This is a genomic window from Rossellomorea sp. GAMAL-10_SWC, from assembly GCF_049568075.1.
Taxonomy (GTDB): Bacteria; Bacillota; Bacilli; order Bacillales; family Bacillaceae_G; genus Gottfriedia.
This window is the reverse complement of the sequence record NZ_CP144911.1, coordinates 2,267,545-2,286,584: the sequence shown is the minus strand read 5'-3', so window position 1 is coordinate 2,286,584 and position 19,040 is coordinate 2,267,545. Positions and strand designations below refer to the sequence as shown.

Genomic DNA, 19,040 nt, shown 5'->3' with positions numbered 1-19,040 from the left:
AAGAAAGAAGAAGCTTAATAGGTAATGGCTTCTTCTTTTTTATTTCCTACGATTGAGGGATGAATTGTTTCACCAAGTAAAGAAATTTTAAGCTTGTCGGGTTTTATTTTTTTTCTTTTCCATTCAGAACATAATCGCTCTAGAGCTTCTAAAGGAGTATCATCTGCAAGTTTAAATGTTCCGTAATGCATTGGAATAAATAACTTTGCATTTAAATCTAAAAACGCTTGAACAGCTTCTTCAGGTGACATATGGTTGTGTTTCATAAACCATTCAGGTTCATATGCTCCGATTGGAATAATTGCTGTATCAATTTTAAATCTTTTACCGATTTCTTTGAATCCTGAAAAATAAGCACTGTCACCAACGTGATATATACAGTCATTGGACGTTTTGATTACAAATCCACCCCAATGTGATTTATTTCTGTCAAATAAAGTTCTTTTCGTCCAGTGCTGAGAAGGTACAAATGCAATATTGATCCCTAAAAAGTCTTTTGACTCCCACCATTTCATTTCATGGACATTTTTATAGCCTTTACTAACAAATTTTTGTTTTAAGCCAATCGGTAAAATGAATCGTGTTTTTTTAGGGAAATGTCGCAATGTATTAAAATCCAGATGATCATAGTGACCATGAGAAATACAAATTATGTCAATTGGAGGTAATTCTGATATAAGTATTCCTGGCTCTGACAATCGTTTTTTTAAAGCCATTTGATTAGCATAAACAGGGTCAGTTAATATATTGACTCCTTTTATTTGAATTAAAAAAGTAGAGTGTCCAATCCAAGTAATTGTTGTTTTATCACGATTTTCCTTTAAAAAGGAGATTTTTTTATGACTACATTGTTGAATTACACTACTATAATCCTTTTTTGTCTTACTTCTTTCGATACCACATTTGATAAAATCTTTAAAAGTTTTACGATAACTCGTGTCTAAATTTTCATATTTTTTATTTGCCATTATCAGTCATCCTTTCAAGATTCTTTATCAATATGTTTAGTTTAACTTTACTTTGTAAAAATATCATTTGAAAAATTTTAAATATATATGTTAATTAGTTTAAATTATTAGAAAGAAACGATCTGTTTTTGATACAATGGACAAGTACAATGCTTGCGTAGGGGGATAAGTATGAAGAGAAATATGGTATTTGTGACATTAATAATGATTTTATGTCTGGCATTATTAAGTGGCTGTGGAAATAAAATTGATAATCCTTTAAATTGGGATTTAGAAAAATTTACATACACTAACCAGGACGGTAAAACTTTTGGGACAAAAGATTTAAAAGGAAAAGTCTGGCTAACAGACTTTATATTTACAAGTTGTGAAACAGTTTGTCCGCCAATGACAGCAAATATGGCAAAACTTCAACAAAAGGCTGCAGAGAAGAAATTGAATGTTAACTTCATCTCATTTAGTATTGATCCTGAAGTTGATACGCCACAATTATTAACGACATTCGCAAATAAATTTAATGCTGATTTTAGTAATTGGAATTTCTTAACGGGATATTCTCAAAAACACATTGAAAAATTTGCATCTGAAAACTTTAAAACGATTGTTAAAAAACCTGAAAACAATTCACAAGTTATCCATGGTACTAAATTTTATTTAATTGATCAAAACGGAAAAATCGTTAAAGATTATAGTGGTGTAAGTAATGTGCCATTTGATGAGATTTTATCTGATATTGAAACTTTGACAGGGAAATAAAGCTTACTCTTTAAGTAAAAAGATTTTTCTATTTATTTAATAAAAAACTGAGTTTCTAAAAGATACTCAGTTTTTTTATTTGAATTTAGTTAATTGTATTGTCTGCAGTGTAAATTTTTAGTCTAAAAAGATTTGTTTTTGGTATTCAGGTGATTTTGTACCCTTTATGACAAGCATACCGTTTTCGTATGTTGCAGTAGCTGTTGTTGCATTAATTGGGTAAGGTAATTTTACGACTCTTTGAGATTGGCTATAAGAATATTTTTTATAGGAGTAATTTGATTGATCGTTTTGTACTTCAGTAGTCGTATCAGTTTTTAAGCCAATTGTTAGGATTGTTCCTTCAAGGTCCATATAAATTTGTTCTTTACTTACACCTGGCATACTTGCCTGAATGATTAATTCCTCACCGTTTTCAATAATCTCTACACCGATTGAGGAAAAAACTCCATGTTTATGAAAGAATTTATCAATCTCATCAAAAAGACCTCTAATAGGCGACTGATCTATTAGATCATCCACCTTTTTTAAATAATGTTGAAGATCAATAGATGAATGACTTTGTTTTTCATCTTGAGCGTTGTTTTTTTCTTTTTCACTCATATTCATACCTCCTATCATTCCGACTAACGCAGTATATGTATGGAGCCTAAATACTGTGCATGTTTAGTTGTAATGTTTTTTTATGCGAATGTTGAAAATCAATTTTTGTCATGTACACTGGATGGAAAGATAAAACGTGAGAAGAGGAAGAAGAATGGAAATACTGTTTGCAACAAAAGAAGATGTACTAGAAATTGTAACAATATATAATGATGCGATTCTAAACACGACAGCAACATTTGATATGAAAATAAAAACAGAAGAAGAAATGCAAAAATGGTTTGCCAACCATAACGAGCTTTACCCTGTAATTGTTTCGAAAGAAAATGGTCAAGTAACTGGATATTGTTCACTTACACAGTTTAAGGAAAAAGATGCATATAAACATACGGTTGAACTATCTGTCTATATTCATCCAGATCATCGTCGAAAAGGACTAGCGAAGGCATTAATGACTGAGATGATCGAAATTGCCAAAAAATTAGGTCACTTTACAATTATTTCTTGTATTACTAACGGAAATGAAGTGAGCGAAAGAATACATGAGAAATTAGGATATAAAAAGGTAGGTCATTTTTATAAAGTAGGCCAGAAATTTAATCAATGGCTGGATATTGTATATTATCAATTAATGCTATAACCCAAATACAAAACTTTAAAAGAATATCGGCAATAAGAAACGCTCAATTTTACTTGGCAGTCAGCTTGTAGATAAAGTACTAAATGCTTGAAGATCAAACTAATTGCAAGCGCTTGTCTCTCGCAGTGCGAAGCCTTGTGAGGAGCGGAGTTACCTTAGACGAAAAATGGGCACTCAGATAGGCGAAGTAACGAAGAAAACGAGCGTCTGGCGGTTAGTTTAACACTCAGGTTTACCTGGGTGTTTTTATTTGTAAAAAGGCCGTATTATTCATAATTTCTATACTATGAACGTAAAATGTAGGAGAAATGTCGGAAAGTGGGGGAAATGACTTTGAAATTAAAACGCGCATTGACCCAGAAATTAGTAAAAAAAATTCACAACTTTTTATTCCTTGGAAAAATTGTTACAGAAAGAGTAGTGGACCAAGAGAAGCAGAGCTTACTTTTCTATGAAGATGAAGATCATATTCGTTTTTATGTAGAGTGCTTATCTCCAATTCCATCAAAGCTTAAAGCTAGTTTTTCAACTCAAGATGTTTTGTTTGTGGGGACAACTGCAAATAAAAATAATGAAAGTAAAATAAAACCACTAATTAAAAGTAAGAAAAAAGATGACATAATTGAAGGATTAAAAAAGATTTTTGATTCTAAATTAGTCATGTTTCGTCTTGAATACGCAAATGAAGTAGTCACAGCAGATCTAGTTGAGTTTTTTGATGGAAAACGGGATACATCTTACCAGCTACTACCTGTCATTGAACTTAGGGGAGAGGGAAAGCGTGAAGAGGTCGAAAACCGACTTATAAAAGGTTCTTTGCCAATTCATCTGCCAAAATATTTTAATGACTTTGATCAACCTGAATTTGTCTTTTATGAAAATAGATTATATGGCAATTTGTTTTTAAAATCGATGATGAATGATATTAGTTATTTAGAAAAACAAAATGAAGTTACATTTCAAGATTATGATGAAGATGAACTTAAAAAGTCCTTTATTCATTTAAATCATTTAATTTATTTTATTCCCGAAAAACAGTGGGAAGAGTTGTGTAAAAACTTTAAAAAAGAATGCAAAGAACTAATTTATACGCAAGAATTTACTGAGAAACAAGCTTTTCCAATTGAATGGAGTAATGATACTGAAAATGCTTTTATTGAACGATTTTACCAAAATTGTCTGCAGCAAGGCTTGTTATACGAAAAAAAAGATATTATTAATTTTCATATATGTTGTAAATTTCAGGCTCTAACAATTTTAGGTGGTGTAAGTGGCACTGGGAAATCTCAATTAGCACGTATTTATGGCGAAACTTTGGGGCTTGAATTTGGTAAGGAGTTATTATTTGTTCCAATTTCACCATCTTATCGCGAACATTATGATTTATTAGGTTATTTAAATCCGACTACTGGGATTTATATAGACTCTGAGACTGGATTAACGAAATTACTGATTGAGGCTGAACAATTTCCACATAGGATGTATATGGTGATCTTTGATGAAATGAATCTTTCTCAAATTGAACATTGGTTTAGTAAATTTCTATCAATTTTAGAAATGCCTCAGGATAAGAGAGTAATTACTCTTTTCCATGATCATAACGTAGTTATTAATCAATATTATAAGCCTAAAGTAAGAATCGGTAATAATATAATTTTTGTTGGAACAGTTAACTTTGATGAAACTTCAAGTGAGTTTTCTTTAAGACTGTTAGATCGTGTAAATATAATCTCACTTAGATCAACTTCATTCGTAAATTATGCAGAAAAGATGAATAATGAAAATATTTATGAAACTGTACCACAAATATATATTAATGCAGAAAACTATAGTAATTGGACAAAGAAAACTTTAAGTGCATCTGAGCTGACAAGTGATGAATTAAAGTTTTTTGATGAGTTTAATAAAATAGTTGAACATTCACTAAGTGAGCGAATCATTTCTCCACGTATGATTAAAGATTTATCAAATTATTTAGCGAACATACCTACTCTTCCTTCCCATATTCAATTCGAACGAAAAGAAGCGATCGATCTCTTTGTTAAGCAACGCGTATTAACGAAAGTTAGGGGATTATTTGCTAATTTAGAAGAATTAATTGGTACAGGTGAAGGGAACGAGCAGGAAGGGCTACTAAATATGGTTATGAAATCTAATTTAGGTAGATCAATTTCTGACTTTGAGTATTCTATTAAAGAATTGAAAAAGAAAAGAAAGCAGCTGGAGATTGATGGATATGTCAACTAATAATAGTCCGGAAATTTTTGAGCCACTTTATCTCCCATTTACGATTGCAATTCTTGTTGGAACTAGGGGAAAAGAGGAAAAAATATCTCTTGATGCACTTACAATGAACCCAAAAGAGGCTTACTTATTTGCCTATGAAATACAAGAATTAAAAAGATTTTTATTTCAAGTCGATGGTGAATTTGACGGTAAAATTACGTTCGTTTGGAATAATCTTTATCATTTTCAACAAGAAAACCTGGATGATCAGCAGTTTATTTTTACTTCAGAAAAAAGAAAAATATTAATATACGAACATGGTAAAACCGAGAATGCTTATCCTTGGAGATGCGGATATTATGAATTTTGTATTATTTATCAAGAACAACAATTTTATGGAATGATAAAAATAGTACCAAAAAATTTAGATTATGATCAATTAGAGTGGATGCATTCAACATTAAATCAACAAATAAATGGAATAATGAATGACTCGCAATACTTTAAAAAATCTTCAGCTTCATTTACTCAAAATGGAACAATGTATTTTTGGCCGATAATTCGATTTATCGAGTCAAATGAAGAAAGACTACTAGTTGCAATCCAGCAGTTTATAAGTAAATTGAAGCGGAAACAAAAAAAGGAATATGAATTAAAAAGGCAGGTAAAAAAATTAGATTTTAATACAATTAGATGGACTTTATTGCATCCAGCCATTTCAAATGCAACTAATTTAACAATGCAACCAGTTGTGCAAGAAGAAAATTATATCGATGAGATAAAATATGCTAAAAATAAAGTTCGTAAATTTCTACTTACAATTGAAACATTACTAACCTTTGTAAAATATGAATTAGTAAAAGACAAAAATAAAATGGATCAAATCGATTTTCAAGTGAAGGATATAGAAAAAATGATGCAAAATGTAGTTGGGAACGGCTCAATTACTGATCGAGAAAAAGCTAAATATAGACAGTCAAAAATGTTAAAAGAGCTAGAATTAGAAAAATTAACGAAAAGTGTTTCAGAAAAAGAACGAATTACAAATTCTTTGGAGAAACTTTATGAAGTCTATTTTAGAGAATATACAATTGGAATCTTTCGTATAGCGACGGATACTGATACTTCAAAATATCCAACTAGTCCATCGAAAGTATTTTTAAATTTTATTCATTCCTTAAGCTTGTTTGATAAAAAAGTAAAGGAATACGGGAAAAAACAAATGCTTTTACCTGTCTATAAGCCAACTTTTTTACTATATGAATACTTTGTCTTTTTCTCATTATGCGATATTTTCTTAAAGTTAAAATTTAAAAATGATTCTGAACCATTAGCTGAACAGATTTTAATGCATATAAAAGACGATGAGTTAATGGATGGAGCATTTGTGTCTCTTGAAAATAAAAGTTGGATCATTAATTTAGTTTATAACGAAATTATCGAGGGAAGTCCGCAAGTATCACTGTTAAAAGGAACAAACTTTTTTAGTGGTGAAGAGTCGAAAAAACCAGATATAAGACTAGATTTTTATCGGAAAAATAATAAAGAATACGTTGCTTCGATCATTTTTGAAATTAAATATAGTCCAATGTTTAATATTTATCAACCAGTAGGGAATACAAAGGCAATGGAACAAATGTATAAATACTGGGGACTAAAGTATGTTGAACGTGTTAATGGAAAAATGACCTATGTGCGAAAACCGATCAACGAAGTGATTTGTTTATATCCGGGTAGTAATGTTCATCGTAAAGTTCTTGAAGCGGGTTGTGGCACTTATATTCAGTTTTATCCTAAGAAAAAGGGCGAGGATTTTTATGAACTAGTAGGTGAAAGGGAGTTAGTAGAAATAATAAACAGAACACTTGAAGAACTTAAATAATCCCAAAAAGTACTTTGCGGTTCGATTGTAATAGTAACTGAATTTAGAAAGCCAATAAAACAAAATTAATGTGCCCTTTACCAATCGATGGCATAGGGCATAATTTTTTTATTCGAAGATGTTTTTTGACATTTTAATACATTGTTTATATGATAAATTACGAAATAATACTTCGGTTGAAAACTTACAATATCGTATTAATCTATACTAGAAAACTAATTATGAGATAATTTTGATTTCACAAATTATACATAATTAGATATGTAAGCGTTGCCAAAAGCTAAATTTTACCATACAATAGAGCCATATATAAACAGGCCAATAAAATATTTTTTTAACAAACAAAATAAATAGAATTAAAGAGACAATATTAAAATTTGGTATAAACGTTGGTTTATAGACGTAAGATAAGAATATTTATATAGGAATTATAGGGGTGAGTGAGAGTGTTTCGTGTTATTCATACAAAAGAAGAGAATAATTTATTTAACGAGCTTTGGGGAGATTTTTGTGAAGAAAACGAAATACCTTTCTTAGTAAGAAGTAATGAAGTTACTCGTTATGGAATTTGTAATCCGGATAAAAAGTTAATTGGTACCCTCGAATTTAGTAAATTTAATATTGAAAATGAGGATCAAAATAAATATTATTATAATTTTTCCGAAAACAAATATATTAAATATATTCAAAATGAAGAAATCTATGAAATTGGTAAATTATTAATTACAAGGGAAAATAGAGGTAAAGGATTTTTTAAGCAAATTTTACTTGCGTGTTATGATCATGCCAATCAGACTAACGCTGATTGGTATATTGGTACAATAAATAAAAGACTATATATGTTTGCTAGAAGTGCAGGGTTTAAAATTTTACCGATTGATGAATATTTTGAAATTAGTGATGATATTATTGCTGTACCATTTTTGTTGGATATTAAGCATGCTATTAAGTTATTAAAATACTCAGATGAATTTAAAGAAATATTAATGTATTATGATAAGTAAGTACGAAAAACTCAGGGAATAACCTGAGTTTTTCAATTTACATACTATTCTTGTTCAAGAATACCTGCTGCCTGGTTCGTTTGATTATAAGCTGTTTGACAAGCTTGAAGTGCTTGCTCAATTCTTTCGTGGTTTTGTGGTTTTTCAACGGTTTCTAATGCAGATTGAAGACATTCAATTGCGTGTTTAAGTTCAGTAGTAGCATCCTGAGTATATTGTCGCGCATTTTTTTGCATGGAAATTCCTCCTTTCATAAAATTTATTTTTGACCAACATTCATTTTAGTATGTAAAAAAAACGTAGAAGAAACTTCTTCTACGTTTTTAAATGCACGCCAAACATTGCATGCTTCATTACCTCGTAAGGCTTTGTTTTATCCGAATATCGATAAAATTGCAAATCTTTTTTTCGGTTTAAATGTAATAATCTTTTTCTGATCCTCTAAATCCGCTTTTAATAAGGCCACTTGTTCATTTAATTGTTCAACTTGATTTTCAAGTTGAACAACTACTTTCTTTAAATCTTCAATTTCACATCGATGTTCCAAAATTTGTACTGAAACGACTTCATTTGCTTTTGTTTCAACTTTTTCTTCAAGTTTTATTAATTTTTGAGTTAATTCTTTTATAATGTCAATTTGATCATTGTCATTTTGTTTTGTTTCAATCGTTTGCATCGAAGCTTCATAAATTTCTTTAATTTGTTCGATTTGTTCCTCAGTAAATAAATATCCATTATGAGTTTTCTCTACCTTTAAATTTCCTTTTTTTAAAAAAAACAATACTTTTTTATTTGTTAATTGCAGTTGTTCTGCCACTTGAGAAGTTGTATACATACGCTATTCCTCCTCCAAATAATTTATATATTAAAAATTCTTTATTAAATTGCACATTCCTTTGAGGTTGACAAAACTAGTGTTGACTCGGCAAAAGTTCTTAAAATACTTAGAATAAATAGGATCTAAACATTCAAAATGGCTGAAAATGTAAACTTAATTACTTTTGTATTGATTTTTATCGAAACTCGGTTAATTACGGTGTTTTTAGCAAAATATTCTACTAATTTTAGAATATAAAGTAGATAAATAGCATATAATGCAAGACACCTGATTGGAGAAGGAAAATAGAAATAAGGTAAAGAATGGTAATAAGGAGAAGTCATATTGAGTGTTAAAACAGGAAATCCAAAACCTTTCTAAAATCATTTCGATCCTGATTTAATAATGCCTAAAAAAAATTTTGATAACAAATTATTTAACTGAATATACTAAGATAAGCCTAATTTAAAAATATTAGTTAAGAAGATAGCCTTCACTTCCAATTGGAGGGATGACTCAATTGTTTGGAATTGGTACTAAGTTATTATTAGTTGTTGTATTAATTGCATTTACTGCCTTCTTTGTTGCATCAGAATTTGCAATCGTAAAAATTAGAAGTTCTAGAATTGATCAGTTAATTGGCGAGGGAAATAAAAAAGCAAGAGCAGTAAAACGTGTAATAACGCATCTCGATGAATATCTTTCAGCTTGTCAACTTGGTATTACCGTTACAAGTTTAGGTTTAGGTTGGTTAGGTGAACCAGCTGTCGATGAATTATTGCATCCATTACTTGACGATTTGCATTTACCTACTGCAGTAAGTGGCACAATCTCTTTTTTACTAGCCTTTGGAATTATTACATTTATTCATGTTGTAGTTGGTGAATTAGCTCCTAAAACAATCGCTATTCAAAAGGCTGAACAGATTACATTAACGTTTTCTCCAGCTTTGATTCTTTTTTACAAGATTACCTATCCGTTCATTTGGTTGTTTAATAATTCAGCAAGGATGGTCTTAAAAATATTTGGACTTCCTCCTGCTTCAGAACATGAAGTTGCTCATTCAGAGGAGGAATTAAGAATTCTACTTTCTGAAAGCTATAAAAGTGGTGAAATTAATCAATCTGAATTTAAGTATGTGAACAATATATTTGATTTCAATATGCGAGTAGCAAAAGAAATTATGGTTCCTCGAACGGAAATGGTTGCAATTGATTTACGTGAAGCTTTTCATGAGAATATTCACTTTATGAGTACAGAAAAATATACGCGTTTTCCTGTTGTAGATGGAGATAAGGACCATGTCGTTGGTTTAATAAATTTTAAAGACGTTTTTACTGATTTTGTTCTTCATAAAGGGGAAGCAGAGGTAAAAACACTTGAACAATATATTAGACCAATCATTCAAGTTATTGAATCAATATCAGTTCATGATTTACTTGTTAAAATGCAAAGAGAACATATACATATGTCGATATTAGTTGATGAGTACGGGGGTACATCTGGCTTAGTAACAGTTGAAGATATTTTAGAAGAAATTGTTGGGGAAATTCGAGATGAGTTTGATGTTGATGAGAAAGAGGATATAAGTAAAGTAAGCGAAAATAAATTCATCATTGCAGGTAAAGTTTTAATTGGTGAAATTAATGATGTTTTTAGCTTAGACATTGATGATACAGATGTTGATACAATTGGTGGGTGGATTTTAACTGAAAATTTTGATGTGCAAGAAGGAGATTCGATTAAATATCATAACTGTACATTTAAAGTCCTTAGGTTAGACGGACATTATATAAAATCAATTGAATTAACACGGGAACCGATTAAAAAACCTGAACTTGAAGAAGAAAGCGCAACTTAAATTGTAAAAACAATTGAGCTGCGCTTTTACCCACATTATAAGGAATTTCACATACCGAACTAGTTAAAAATTAGTTGATTTATAAAGCTCATCTTTAATAAATATTTCATTTTTATCAATTGCGTCATTATGCGTAACGACAAGCCCGATCGGAGTAGGGACGGGTAAATTATTGACTAGTGAAAAGGGAATATTTTTTTTCTTTGCCATTAAAAGATATTTTGAAATTGTATTATATGGCAGTGTACCATTTAATAATAAAGTAACATTTTTTATATTGATTGATTTTTCAACGATTGGATAAATTGAATTTGCCATCACTTGACTTGTAGTTAACGCAATTTCAATTCTTTCGCGTATAGTTCCTAAAAAAATATTTCGTTCTTCAATTTTTATTTGCTTTTCGCCATAGATACCTTTAATTAAATAATCTTCAACATTATTTCCAGCCATTAAAATACCTACCTTCAGTTTATTAATTTAATTGTATCTAACTTTATTCTATTCTACACACCATATTATTGACATTTTTGTATACTTTTAGTTTTATTATTACTAGAACTAGTGAAAATCGTAAAGTTCAGTTGCTGAATGAAATGAAAGAAATATTCATAAATTTAATTTACAATTTAACAGAATATTGTAAAAAATATTACTTTGTCGTAATAAATTCGACAAATTTTTATTTTTTTACTTAACGAATATTTAAAAATTTGTTACTATTTAATTAATAGATTTTTTATTGGAGGTGTTCCTTATTGATATGTCAATAGAGAGTAGGTATAGCGCATTCATACAGGAAAGTATGCCTACATTAGTAAAGAATTGGGTCGCTAAAGCGGTAATTAGCGATAATGATCCATTTAAATCCGAGATTATCATTAATGGAACTAAATTGATTGACATTACGTTATTATTTATTAAGGGCAAAATAAATGAGGATCAAGTCAAAGATTTGGCACATAAAATCGCCCTTGAACGAGCTAGGGCAAGTGCTAACATCGGAGATTTTGTGTATAACTCAAATATAGCTAGAAGTGAACTATTTAAACATTTGTCTGAATTTGAAGAAAGTATTAGTCTACTTCAGCCACTCATTAATAAAATTAACTACGTTTTTGACCAGTTTATTTATTTTACAGTAAAACATTATTCATATCTCATTACACAAGATATAGAAGAGAAAAAACAGTTCATTGACGAGACTCACAAAGAGAGACTTACAATCCTAGGACAAATGTCTGCTAGTTTTGTTCATGAATTCAGAAATCCACTAACTTCAATAATTGGATTTGTAAAATTACTTAAAGGTGATCATCCACAATTAAAATATTTAGACATCATAGATCATGAATTGCATCAATTAAATTTTAGAATTGATCAATTTCTTCATGTCTCGAAAAAGGATCATGATCAAATAGTGGAATCCTTTTTAATTAATGATTTATTTAAAGAAATCACAGAATTCTTATATCCGAGTATTGTAAATTCGAATGTCATTTTACAAGAAGGAATATCTCAAAAAATATACATACCAGGTTTCAGAAATGAACTACGTCAAGTTTTACTTAATATATTAATGAATTCAATCGATGCCTTGGCTGAAAACGATGGTCAAAAAACGATTCATTATCAAGTTTCAGATTTAGAGGATAAGATAGAAATTCAAATAAGAAATAATGGACCTAAAATTAGTGAAGAAAGCATACGGACAATTTTTGAACCATTTGTTACGACAAAAAATCATGGTACTGGAATTGGCTTATTTGTATGTAAACAAATCATTGAAAAACATGATGGCAATATTAAATGTTTTTCTGATGATGAATGGACAGCATTTTACATAACGTTGCCAAAAGAGGCATAAAAAACTCGGATGATTAGTCCGAGTTTTTTATTTTGTATAAAAGATATTTATCTAAGAACGGTCTAAAATAATGTAATAACTTCAAATTTTGGGTTCTCTTCAACACACCCTACTGAAATTAAATCATATACTATATTTTCTTTAAACTTTGATTTATAGAGAGGAAATATGATCGTTTTCGTACCTGGTAAACGTATTTCCAAATTAACTGTCATAGGCGATATAGGCAGATATTCTGAAGCTATTCGGTATGGGACATTTGGGAAAACAACGTCGCCTTCACCAGCCTTTACTGCAAAATCTAAATTTGGTGAATTAGGAGATAAATTAATAAAACGGATTTTAGCTTCTCCTTGAGGCAAGGAGTGATTATCCATATAAGAAAACAGCGAGATTTGAGCAAAATTATGACCAATAGCAATCGTATAATTTTGCTCAGCGAGTAAAGATATTTGTTCTGAATGAATTGGTTTTGATTGATCATTCGTTTTAAAAATTTCAACTAAGTGTTCCCCTGAAGGTAAAGTTAAATATTGAGTTGATTCTTTAAAAGTTAAATTCGAAATAAATTTAGTACGATTAATATAAATGTCTAAGCTTATTTTTTTAGGTAAAACATTAAGGAGTCTTATACAAGCTAAATTTTGCTTTATTATTTTGTCCTGTTTAAAACTTATTGGTGAACTATTATTTATTAGACTTTGGAACGAATCAAAGCGATTAAAATTTACTTGGGACAAATTGTCCTCTTTTTTTGAATAGGATGAAAAATGATTAAAAATATTCGGGTTTATTCGATTTTTTTCTACGACTTTGTTCAAACTACATACCTCCTATGATTACCATCCTACAATCCCATTTAAAATAATATTCATTAACGAGAATATTATGAATTATTTTATATTTAAAACCCTTAAAATAGTTATTGCTTTTTAGAGTCAAAATTTAATAGAATACTATCAATATAGTTTTTTACAATTAAATAGTAGCTAATTAAGTTCATTCACTTTAAATTAAATGATTCAGTGTGAAGAAAGTCTGAATCACTAAAAAATAAAGAGATTCTTAATACGCTCGTATAATTTTGGAAATTACCGGTCCAAGAGTATCTACCAAGCTGCCGATATAGTTTGACTACGAGAGATATGACATAGCATATTCTCTCCTAAATATTTAGGAGGAAACAAACATGAACTTACATGAAATGAAATCGTCAACAAAAGCTGAAAAGGCTGATTTTTTAATCATAAATGGGAAAATAGTAAATGTTTTTACGAAAGAAATTATAGAGGATTCAATCGCAATTACAAATGGAATAATAGTTGGACTAGGTGATTATGAGGCTAATGTAGTAATAGATGCTGAAGGGAAATATATATCACCTGGCTTTATAGATTCCCATGTTCATATTGAATCATCAATGGTTTTACCTAGTGAATATGCGAGAACTGTACTACCACATGGAGTAACGACTGTTATTTGCGATCCGCATGAAATCGCAAATGTTTCTGGAGTGGATGGAATTAAAATGATGTTAGCCGCTTCAGAAAATATTCCGTTAGACGTTAGAGTTATGTTACCGTCCTGTGTACCTGCAACCTCTTTAGAGCGTGGGGGAGCCATACTTTATGCAGAACATTTGGAGCCTTTTATGACACATCCGAGAGTACTTGGATTAGCTGAAGTAATGGATTATCCTGCAGTTATGTCGATGGAAAAACAAATGATCGATAAATTAAAATTAGCTCACGCTTATCAAAAGCCGATCGATGGTCATTTAGCTGGACTAACTAAAAATGAAATAAACACATATTCCTATGCAGGTATTTCAACAGATCATGAATGTACAAATGTTCAGGAAGTAATGGATAGACTTAGAGCAGGGTTATATGTAGCATTTAGAGAAGGATCCGCTGCAAGAAATCTAATGGATTTATTACCTGCAGTAAATGATCGAAATGCACAGCGAATTATGTATTGCACAGATGATAAACATTTAGACGATATCATGAAAGAAGGTTCGATTGATTTTTGTATTCGAACAGCAATCAAATATGGAATTGACACAGTGACTGCCTATTCAATGGCAACATTAAATCCAGCAACATGCTATGGTTTAAAACAAAAGGGTGCAATTGCTCCTGGATATGAAGCAAGCTTTGTATTTTTAAACGATTTAGAATTAGTAGAAATTACGGACGTTTGGTGTAAAAATGAGTTTATCGTTAAAAACAAACAAATAAGTAAACTTATTAAAAATGAAGAGTCAAATTTAATTGATTCAAAAGTAAGCTTAGGAGATCTAAAAATTGAAGATCTTGAATTAAAAACAGACTCTAAAACGCTAGCAAATATAATTGAAATTAATCCGAATAGTATTGTAACAAACCATATAATTGAAAAATTATCAAGTGAAGATACTCATTTTATTCCAAGTGTCGCCGAAAACTTATGTAAAATAGCAGTAATAGATCGCTATCATTCTGAAAAAGAGATTGGTCTAGGAATTGTTAAAGGGTTAAATTTAATTGACGGAGCAATCGCTACAACCATTGCTCATGATTCACACCAATTAATTGTTGCCGGTATGAATGATCATGATATGTACCTTGCCATTAAAACAATTGAAGAAATGAACGGTGGAATAGTAGTCGTATCATCTGGAAAAGTAATTGCCAAATTATCATTACCGATTGGCGGTTTAATGAGTAATAAATCTGCTGAAGAAGTAGAGGCAGGATTACATCAAATTGAAAAATCCTTACTTCAAATTAGACCAAACAATACATTTAATGCTTTCTTAACATTAGCATTTCTAGCGCTACCTGTTATCCCGAGTATAAAACTAACGACTAAAGGATTATTTAATGTAAATGAATTTAAATTTATTCCGGTTTTTCCTGGTGAATAAATAGAATAAAATGAAGACTCCTAATAATAAGTAGTTCAGATAATTTGGAGAAAATGTAAAATAACAGTGTAAATAACTACTTAAATAGCTCTATAATTGACTATTCAAATTAAAGTATATTTAGATATAAAAACGCTTGGAATATTCCAAGCGTTTTTAATTATTAGGCTCTGTTAATATTAATTGTTGACTTTCGAACAAAAGAAAACTGCCTCTTATAGAGAGCAGTTTTACTTATATTCATACTTATGCAAATTCTGAAGCATATTCATCGTATATTTTTAATGTATTAAGCAATCGAGCTGATTGATTTCGTTCGATGAATCAGTTACACAAATGACAATAAATCGATTATCATTTCTGTCTCCGAACAATCCTTCTGATTCAACCTTTATATAATAATTATAGATACGGAGTTGTTGAGTGGAGCGAATGGGACGATTTCGGAATGTTTGATGAAGTAAACAAAATTATTAAGAAATATCATGAAACCGTCGAAGATGACTTCTGCGAGTAAATAGACTGTTGAAAGAATCGTTAAATGTGTTAATGGAACTTTAGCCACAGGTCCAATGCTACTGACATCATAGTCTGTTAATAATGAGTATCCATATAACGTGTCAACACCACACCTATTTATAAATTCGTTATAATGACAACGAATTGCATTTTTCAACTCAACATATAAACTTACTTGAAGATGCATTTTCACCGTATTTTCTTCGTTCTTTATGTAGTGAAATGTTGTAACATACTTCAACCTTAACTAAAAATCAACATTAAACGTTAACTGAGCCAATTATTAGTATAAGTTGTCCTTTTCCTGTAACTAAGCGAATATAATTTTTTTGTTATATAAAATACTTTCCCTTCTATTTTTAACACGAGGAACGCCATCTTTTTGATAATATCCATCAAGAACATTTTCAATTTCACTTTTGTTTGTTTCTAGTATTTTTGGTTTGAATTTCTCTACATAAAGGTCCCCACCTCTAACTACACAATTTGCCATTGTGTCAAGAGCGATTAAGCTGAGAGGTCTTCCTTTATTTAACCACGATTTCATTCTCTCCCAAGTTGGAAAGCTTACTGCTGCGAGCCTACCCCAATTATCATTAAATTCAATACTATTCAATTCTATCCAATCTAATACATCACTTGAACGGAAACGATATAAACAACTAAACGCTTGTTTCGGTAACTCTTTTTCATTGACCAATTTCAATTTATTAAACACATTATATAAACCTTCTTCAGTTGGTAAACTGCTCGATGTCGCCAACGATAGTTCAAATAGTAACTCTTCATCATAATTATCCCAAAGTTCTCTAATCCATTCCGAAGCAGAACTACCCAAGACATCAGCCACTAATTCCAACATTCGCGATTTTATTTCATAATTTCCAGTAGCATAAAACCTTGATTTAACAGATTTTAAAATTGATAAATCATTATGTGCTTTAAGGGCACTAATTACATCATCCTCAAGAAACCATCTAGTTATAGAGAAATCTAACAATGACTCTAAATCTTTTCGGACCTTTTTTAAAGTAGGTGCTTTATCTTTTTTTGTTACAGTTACGTCTTCTTCTGGTTGACAAGCTTCACCATCATCTTCGTAAAAATCATCATGTAGTAAATACTTTTTGGGTGAATGGACAACCGCTAAATTGTACCATTCAATCGGTCTCAAAGATCGTTTTAATAATCTTTCATGACAATAATCGCATAGTTTATAAGGTTGATTGGGGTCCTCAGAATTTTCTTCAACACTTATTAAATTTAATTTACAGGCTTCACATGATTTGGTAGAAAAAACCAATAAAATCACCTCTTTTAATCTTCCATAATGTATATGTTAACATAAATTCCCAATAGCCTCTCGCTTAATATATGACGAACTATCTTAAATAGATTATATCTTTTCCCATCGGCTGATTTGTAGGCTTCACAGAAGTTATAATAAGTTCTAAGATTAGTCATTGCGTACTCTGCATACTTCGGATTGAAGTTTGCATAAATGTTACTCTTACCATCGCCTCTTGCAGTCTTCTTCAACGGTCACTGAAACTGAACTACTTATCCTAGTACAGGGGTCTTTTTTTGTTAATTATATAAAGGAAATAGGTAAATACTTGTATTTAACGAAGTAGAAGGAATTTTTTATAGAGGAGTATTTTGAATGTCAGATGTGATTTTTAATCATTTTAAAAGAGAACCACTTTTTAAAGATCTTTCGGATGAAGAGCTTCAATCGATAGTGGATATTTCACATATGAGATTATTTAAAGCAAAATCATTTGTCTTTTTGCAAGGTGAAAAACTTTATCGCGTGTTTTTTATACACTCTGGAAAAATAAAAATATATATAACTGATCTGTCGGATAGAGAACAAATTGTTTCAGTACCATGAACTGGTGAGATGTTTCCTCATGTTGGTTTATTTTGAAAAGGAACCTTCCCAGCACATGCTGAAGTGCTTAAAACAGTGGAGCTAATTATCACACCAGTCGCGGAATTTGAGCAAATTTTGATTAAGTATCCTGAACTATGTATTAAGTTTTTACTGTTTCTTGGAGAAAAAATTATTGATCTACAAGCTAGATTAGTTGAACAAACATTACATAATAAATATGATCAAGTCATCACGTTATTACTATGACTATGTAAATCAAATGGGGTATCTTTAGATAAAAATCAATATAAAATAACAACTCATTTTACGAATCGCGAACTTGTTAATATGATTGGTTCATCTAGAGAGACAGTAAATCGGACTATAAATCAATTAAGAAAAAGGAACTAGTTAATGTTGATTCAGAAGGTTTTTTTGTTATAAAAATAGAAGAAATGCAAGCGGAACTTAACTAAAGTAGGAGCATGACATGTCATGCTCCTTTATATATTTGTAAACTAGGTCTAATTAATTCCTAACAATACTATTAATACAAATATTTCGGTAAGTAAAGCCAACAATAAAATGACTCAAGAAAAATACTTGAGTCATTTTTACTATATTGAATTTGTAATGAAGATTGGTTAATTTTAAAAATTTTATATTGAAGAATTTTTGAAGATATATTTGTATTAAGGGAAGTATATAAAAGTATTTATGAATACCAATTCCAAAGGGTAAGGAGAGATATAAATGGAAGATAAAATTGATTTTTCAGAAAAGATACATATAGGTGAATTAATTGCTGTTTCTAATGTTTACGGTTTAACTCCATATACGCTTCTTTTAGAGCTTGAAAAAGGAAATATTGAAGTTTTCCTTTCTATAGATGAATTTAACTCAAAATACAGTGACACGACAGATTTGGACTGGTGTCAATTGAATAACGGTAAAGTTTTTTCTAAAAAGATTGAAGAGTAAAACGGTAATTTCTTTTGAATTTTGATGCAGAAATAATTTTCATTACTTTAAATGTTTTTACACCAATGGATTCTGGTTCATCAATCTAACAATCAATCTTAAGTGGTAAAGGTTATAAGAGGTAAAAAG

General features: G+C 30.1%; 16 protein-coding genes, 4 pseudogenes and 1 riboswitch. Of the genes and pseudogenes, 11 read left to right on the top strand and 9 right to left on the bottom strand.

Features of this window, described 5'->3' with window-relative positions; translation table 11 throughout:
* Positions 1-14 precede the first annotated feature (14 nt).
* Entirely contained in the window at positions 15-968 is a 954-nt protein-coding gene (locus tag V5E38_RS11215) for an MBL fold metallo-hydrolase (RefSeq protein ID WP_499213353.1), read from the bottom strand.
* Between the two features lie 171 nt (positions 969-1,139).
* Between V5E38_RS11215 and V5E38_RS11210 the strand changes: the two genes are divergently transcribed.
* Positions 1,140-1,724: an SCO family protein gene (locus V5E38_RS11210; RefSeq protein ID WP_499213352.1), complete on the top strand. Its 585-nt coding sequence runs from the start codon at positions 1,140-1,142 to the stop codon at positions 1,722-1,724.
* Between the two features lie 117 nt (positions 1,725-1,841).
* Here the strand turns inward: V5E38_RS11210 and V5E38_RS11205 are convergent, their stop codons facing one another.
* Complete coding sequence (locus tag V5E38_RS11205) at positions 1,842-2,327, bottom strand: Hsp20/alpha crystallin family protein (protein ID WP_176522583.1); 486 nt, start codon at positions 2,325-2,327, stop codon at positions 1,842-1,844.
* A gap of 154 nt (positions 2,328-2,481) precedes the next feature.
* Here V5E38_RS11205 and V5E38_RS11200 point away from each other — a divergent pair, with 154 nt between their 5' ends.
* The 4 genes from V5E38_RS11200 (at position 2,482) to V5E38_RS11185 (ending at position 8,079) form a co-directional block, all read left to right on the top strand.
* A complete protein-coding gene (locus V5E38_RS11200; RefSeq protein ID WP_499213351.1) occupies positions 2,482-2,967 on the top strand; it encodes a GNAT family N-acetyltransferase in 486 nt (161 codons plus the stop codon).
* 333 nt (positions 2,968-3,300) lie between these two features.
* A complete protein-coding gene (locus V5E38_RS11195; RefSeq protein WP_499213350.1) occupies positions 3,301-5,214 on the top strand; it encodes a DUF8727 domain-containing protein in 1,914 nt (637 codons plus the stop codon).
* Complete coding sequence (locus V5E38_RS11190; RefSeq protein ID WP_499213349.1) at positions 5,204-7,075, top strand: hypothetical protein; 1,872 nt, start codon at positions 5,204-5,206, stop codon at positions 7,073-7,075. The genes V5E38_RS11195 and V5E38_RS11190 overlap by 11 nt, the downstream gene beginning before the upstream one ends.
* A 446-nt stretch (positions 7,076-7,521) precedes the next feature.
* A complete protein-coding gene (locus V5E38_RS11185; protein WP_097977262.1) occupies positions 7,522-8,079 on the top strand; it encodes a hypothetical protein in 558 nt (185 codons plus the stop codon).
* A gap of 44 nt (positions 8,080-8,123) precedes the next feature.
* On the opposite strand, the gene V5E38_RS11180 is transcribed toward V5E38_RS11185, so the two are convergent.
* A complete protein-coding gene (locus V5E38_RS11180; RefSeq protein ID WP_056466342.1) occupies positions 8,124-8,315 on the bottom strand; it encodes a hypothetical protein in 192 nt (63 codons plus the stop codon).
* Positions 8,316-8,452: 137 nt separating this feature from the next.
* A complete protein-coding gene (locus V5E38_RS11175; protein WP_499213348.1) occupies positions 8,453-8,914 on the bottom strand; it encodes a MerR family transcriptional regulator in 462 nt (153 codons plus the stop codon).
* A gap of 493 nt (positions 8,915-9,407) precedes the next feature.
* On the opposite strand from V5E38_RS11175, the gene V5E38_RS11170 reads away from it, so the two are divergent.
* Complete coding sequence (locus tag V5E38_RS11170) at positions 9,408-10,757, top strand: hemolysin family protein (protein WP_499213347.1); 1,350 nt, start codon at positions 9,408-9,410, stop codon at positions 10,755-10,757.
* Positions 10,758-10,820: 63 nt separating this feature from the next.
* Here V5E38_RS11170 and V5E38_RS11165 read toward each other — a convergent pair whose 3' ends face one another.
* Entirely contained in the window at positions 10,821-11,210 is a 390-nt protein-coding gene (locus tag V5E38_RS11165; protein WP_097977268.1) for a YueI family protein, read from the bottom strand.
* A 310-nt stretch (positions 11,211-11,520) separates the two neighbouring features.
* Here V5E38_RS11165 and V5E38_RS11160 point away from each other — a divergent pair, with 310 nt between their 5' ends.
* Complete coding sequence (locus tag V5E38_RS11160) at positions 11,521-12,624, top strand: histidine kinase N-terminal domain-containing protein (RefSeq protein ID WP_499213346.1); 1,104 nt, start codon at positions 11,521-11,523, stop codon at positions 12,622-12,624.
* A 62-nt stretch (positions 12,625-12,686) separates the two neighbouring features.
* On the opposite strand, the gene V5E38_RS11155 is transcribed toward V5E38_RS11160, so the two are convergent.
* Complete coding sequence (locus V5E38_RS11155) at positions 12,687-13,445, bottom strand: DUF4397 domain-containing protein (RefSeq protein ID WP_499213345.1); 759 nt, start codon at positions 13,443-13,445, stop codon at positions 12,687-12,689.
* A 233-nt stretch (positions 13,446-13,678) separates the two neighbouring features.
* Positions 13,679-13,781: riboswitch (purine riboswitch) on the top strand.
* Positions 13,782-13,813: 32 nt separating this feature from the next.
* On the opposite strand from V5E38_RS11155, the gene ade reads away from it, so the two are divergent.
* Complete coding sequence (gene ade, locus V5E38_RS11150; RefSeq protein ID WP_499213344.1) at positions 13,814-15,535, top strand: adenine deaminase; 1,722 nt, start codon at positions 13,814-13,816, stop codon at positions 15,533-15,535.
* 246 nt (positions 15,536-15,781) lie between these two features.
* Here ade and V5E38_RS11145 read toward each other — a convergent pair.
* Positions 15,782-15,921, bottom strand: a pseudogene (locus V5E38_RS11145) (DUF4303 domain-containing protein); the annotation flags it as partial.
* Positions 15,922-15,923: 2 nt separating this feature from the next.
* Here V5E38_RS11145 and V5E38_RS11140 point away from each other — a divergent pair.
* Positions 15,924-16,093: pseudogene (locus V5E38_RS11140) on the top strand (DUF4303 domain-containing protein); the annotation flags it as partial.
* Here the strand turns inward: V5E38_RS11140 and V5E38_RS11135 are convergent.
* Both V5E38_RS11135 and V5E38_RS11130 read right to left on the bottom strand, forming a co-directional pair.
* Positions 16,092-16,247, bottom strand: a pseudogene (locus V5E38_RS11135) (DUF4303 domain-containing protein); the annotation flags it as partial. The pseudogenes V5E38_RS11140 and V5E38_RS11135 sit on opposite strands and share 2 nt — an antisense overlap.
* Positions 16,248-16,364: 117 nt before the next feature.
* Positions 16,365-17,357, bottom strand: a complete 993-nt coding sequence (locus V5E38_RS11130) for a hypothetical protein (RefSeq protein WP_499213343.1) — start codon at positions 17,355-17,357, stop codon at positions 16,365-16,367.
* Positions 17,358-17,717: 360 nt separating this feature from the next.
* Here V5E38_RS11130 and V5E38_RS11125 point away from each other — a divergent pair.
* Together V5E38_RS11125 and V5E38_RS11120 are read left to right on the top strand one after the other, a co-directional pair.
* Positions 17,718-18,406, top strand: a pseudogene (locus V5E38_RS11125) (Crp/Fnr family transcriptional regulator).
* A 277-nt stretch (positions 18,407-18,683) separates the two neighbouring features.
* The gene (locus V5E38_RS11120; protein WP_097977278.1) at positions 18,684-18,911 is read left to right on the top strand and encodes a hypothetical protein; all 228 of its coding nucleotides are present in this window, start codon (positions 18,684-18,686) and stop codon (positions 18,909-18,911) included.
* The last annotated feature ends 129 nt before the right edge of the window (positions 18,912-19,040 follow it).